This window comes from Streptomyces sp. NPDC055815 (assembly GCF_053616475.1).
On the sequence record NZ_JBSHDU010000168.1, the window covers coordinates 1 to 4,030 of the forward strand.

1 protein-coding gene is annotated in these 4,030 nt (G+C 74.9%); it reads right to left on the bottom strand.

Going from position 1 to position 4,030, the window contains the following annotated elements; translation table 11 throughout:
* Positions 1-4,030: SDR family NAD(P)-dependent oxidoreductase (locus tag ACWGN5_RS41695; protein WP_453524220.1), on the bottom strand; the 4,030-nt coding region annotated here is incomplete at both ends.

A 4,030-nucleotide genomic window follows, 5' to 3' on the forward strand; every position in this document is an offset into this window, starting at 1 on the left:
TGTCCGAGGTTGGACTTGAGGGAGCCGAGCATGAGGGGCTGTCCGTCGCGCTCGCTGCCGTAGGTGGCGAGGAGGGCCTGTGCCTCGATGGGGTCGCCGAGCACCGTGCCCGTACCGTGCGCCTCGACGGCGTCGACTCCGGCGAAGGTGACGCCGGCGTCGTGCACGGCCGCTCGGATCACGCGTTCCTGCGCGGGGCCGCTGGGGGCGGTGAGGCCGTTGGACGCGCCGTCCTGGTTCACAGCGGATCCCGCCACCACCGCAAGGACCTCGTGGCCCAGGCGCCGGGCGTCCGACAGCCGCTCCACGACGAGCACGCCGACGCCCTCGGCCCAGGCCGTGCCGTCCGCGTCCGCCGAGAAGGACTTGCACCGGCCGTCGGTGGCGAGGCCCCGCTGCCGCGAGAACTCGATGAAGGTGTTCGGCGTGGACATCACGGCGGCGCCGCCCGCCAGGGCGAGCGAGCACTCGCCCGACCGCAGGGCACGGACCGCGAGGTGCAGCGCGACGAGCGACGACGAGCACGCCGTGTCGACCGTCAGGGCCGGGCCCTGGAGGCCGAGCGTGTAGGCGACACGGCCGGTGGCGACACTGCCCGCGGTGCCGGTCAGGAAGTGGCCCTCGGCCTCCTCCGGAAGCCGGCCGCCGCCACCGTAGTCGTGGTACATCACCCCGGCGAACACACCGGTGTCACTGCCGTGCAGCGAACCGGGCGTGATGCCGGCCCGCTCCAGGGCCTCCCACGACACTTCGAGGAGCAGCCGCTGCTGCGGGTCCATCGCGAGCGCCTCGCGCGGTGAGATCCCGAAGAAGGCGGGGTCGAACTCGGCGGCCTCGTGGAGGAACCCGCCGTGCCGGACGTACGACGTCCCGGAGTGGTCCGGGTCGGGGTGGAAGAGGTTGTCCAGGTCCCAGCCCCGGTCGGCCGGGAACTCCGAGATGACGTCGCGCTGTTCGGCGACGACCCGCCACAGCGCCTCGGGCGAGTCCACCCCGCCGGGGAAGCGGCACCCCATGCCCACGATCACGATCGGGTCGTCGTCCGTCCGTGGAGCGACGGGCGTGACGGGCTGCGCGGGGGCGCTCTCGGCGCGTTCCCGAGCGAGCGCGAGCGTGAAGTCCACGACGGCGGCCGGCGTGGGGTGGTCGAAGACCAGCGTGGCCGGGAGCCGGAGGCCGGTCGCGGAGTTGAGCCGGTTGCGCAGCTGCACCGCGAGGAGCGAGTCGATGCCGAAGCTCTTGAACGGCTGGTCGGGGTCGATCCCGTCCGTCGACTCGCTGCCGATGACCGCGGCGAGCTGGGCGCGCACGACGTCGAGCAGCAGGCGGCGGCCCTCGTCCTCGGACATCCGGCCGAGCTTGCGGCGCAGGCCGGACTCGCCGGAGCGCCGCTGGGGGACCCGTACCAGGGAGCGGAGCAGCGGGGACAGGGTTCCGGCGAGGGCGTCGGAGCGCAGCGAGGCCGGGTCGAGGCGGGCCGGTACGAGCACGGCGTGGTCGTCGGCGAGCGCCCGGTCGAGGAGTTCGAGGCCCTGCTCGGTGGAGAGCGGCGCGATGCCGCGCGTCGAGAGGGTGTCGTCGTCCAAGTGGCCGGTCAGGCCGGTGCGTTCGGCCCACAGGCCCCAGGCGAGCGAGGTCGCCGGGCGGCCGGCGGCCCGGCGGCGCGCGGCCAGCGCGTCGAGGAAGACGTTGCCGGCGGCGTAGTTGGCCTGGCCCGGGTTGCCGAGCACGCCCGCCACCGAGGAGAAGAGGACGAAGGCCGCGAGGTCGTGGTCGGCGGTCAGTTCGTCGAGGTGCGCGGCGGCGTCCACCTTGGGGCGGAGGACCGCCGCGAGCCGGTCCGCGGTCAGCGACTCGACGACGCCGTCGTCGAGCAGACCCGCGGTGTGGACGACGGCCGTGAGCCGCACGCCGTCGAGCAGCCGGGCGAGCGCGTCGCGGTCGGCGGTGTCGCAGGCCGCGAGCGTGACCTCGGCGCCCAACTCGGAGAGTTCGGAGGCGAGTTCCTCCGCGCCGGGTGCTTCGGCGCCGCGGCGGCTGACCAGGAGCAGGCGGCGGGCGCCGTGCTCGGTGACCAGGTGCCGGGCCACCGAGGCGCCGAGCACGCCGGTGCCGCCGGTGACGAGCACGGTGCCGTCCGGGTCGAGCGGGGTGACACCGGTCGGGTCGGCGACGGTCGTGTGCCGGACGAGCCGGGGGGCGAGGAGCGCGCCCGCGCGCAGGACGAGCTGCGGCTCGGTGAGCGCGGCCCCGGGCACGGTTCCGGCGTCGTGCGCCTCGTCCGTGTCCAGCAGGGCGAAACGGTCCGGGTGTTCGGACTGGGCGGTCCTGATCAGGCCCCACACGGTGGCCTGGGCGGGGTGGTGGACCTCGGGGCCCGCGGCGCCGTCGGTCAGCACCAGCAGGCGGGATCCGGCGAAGCGGGCGTCGGCCAGCCACTCCTGGACCAGATCGAGCGCCCAGCGCGCCGCCCGATGGGCGGCCTCGGCGAGTACGGCCCCTGTGTTGTCGGAGTCCTGCGAAGGGTCCGGACATCGGTCGGTGCCGGGACATCGGACGGCGACGACCTGCGGCACCGCGTCCGGCACGTCGGCCAGATCGGCGACCAGGCACACATCGGCGTCGGCCGTGCCGGCCGGGACCGGCTGCCACGCGACGCGGAACAGCGCGTCGGTGCCGCGCCCGGCGCTCAGGTCGGCGGTGAACGGCCGCATCGTGACGGAATCGGCGGACAGTACGGGCTTCCCGGAGGCGTCGGTGACGCGCAGGGCCACGCCGTCGCCCCGCGGGCTCAGCCGCACCCGCAGGGCGTCGGCGCCCTCGGTGTAGCGGCTGACGCCGGACCAGGAGAAGGGCAGGACGGTGCCGCCGTCCTCGCGGAGCAGGCCCACCGCGTGCAGGGCCGCGTCGAGGACCGCCGGGTGCACGCCGAAGGCCGTGGCGTCCAGCTCGGTGGGCAGGCCGACCTCGGCGTAGACGTCGCGGCCGGAGCGCCAGGCGGCGCGCAGGCCCTGGAAGGCCGGGCCGTAGTCGTAGCCCGCCTCGGAGAGGGTGTCGTAGCGGCTCTCGACGTCGATCTCCCGGGCGCCCGCCGGCGGCCACTCGACGAGGTCGAAGTCCGCGGACTCGTCGTCGAGTTCGAGCGTCGCCGCGGCGTGCCGCGTCCACGGGGCGCCCGCGTCGGCGTCCTGCGGCCGGGAGTGCACGGCCAGCTCCCGCTGCCCGTTCGCGGCCGGCGGTTCGAGCGTCACCCGGAGCTGTACGGCTGCGTCGGCCGGGAGCAGCAGGGGTGCCTGGAGGGTCAGCTCGGCGAGCCGTCGCCAGCCCACCCGCGCGCCCACGGCCATCGCGAGTTCGAGGAACGCGGTGCCGGGCAGCAGGACGGTGCCCTGTACGGCGTGATCGGCGAGCCACGGCTGGGTGTCGAGCGCGAGGCGGCCCGTGTAGACCAGCCGGTCCTCCTCGACCAGCTCGACGACGGCGCCGAGCAGCGGGTGCCCGGCCGAGGCCAGTCCGAGTCCGCGGGCGTCGGTGGAGGCGGGCTCGGACTCCAGCCAGTAGCGCTGCCGCTGGAAGGGGTACGAGGGCAGTTCCACGGCGTGGGCGCGGTAGGCCCGGAGGACGGTCGGCCAGTCGACGGTGACGCCGTGGGACCAGGCCTCGGCGGCGGATTCGACGAAGCGGGTGAGTGCGCCGGTGTGGCGGTGGAGGGTGCCGACGACGGCGCCGGTGTCGCTGATCGTCTCGGTGATGCCGGAGACGAGGACGGGGTGGGCGCTGACTTCGATGAAGACGACGTCGGGGGCCGCGAGCTGCTCGACGACCTCGGCGAGCCGGACCTTGCTGCGGAGGTTGCGGAACCAGTAGGCGGCGTCGAGCTGGGTGGTGTCGAGTACGGCACCGGTGACGGTGGAGTGGAAGGCGACGCTGCCAGTACGGGGGGCGACGCCTTCCAGCTCGTGGGCGAGGGTGTCCTGGATCTCGTCGACGTGGGCGGAGTGGGAGGCGTAGTCGACGGGGATGCGGCGGG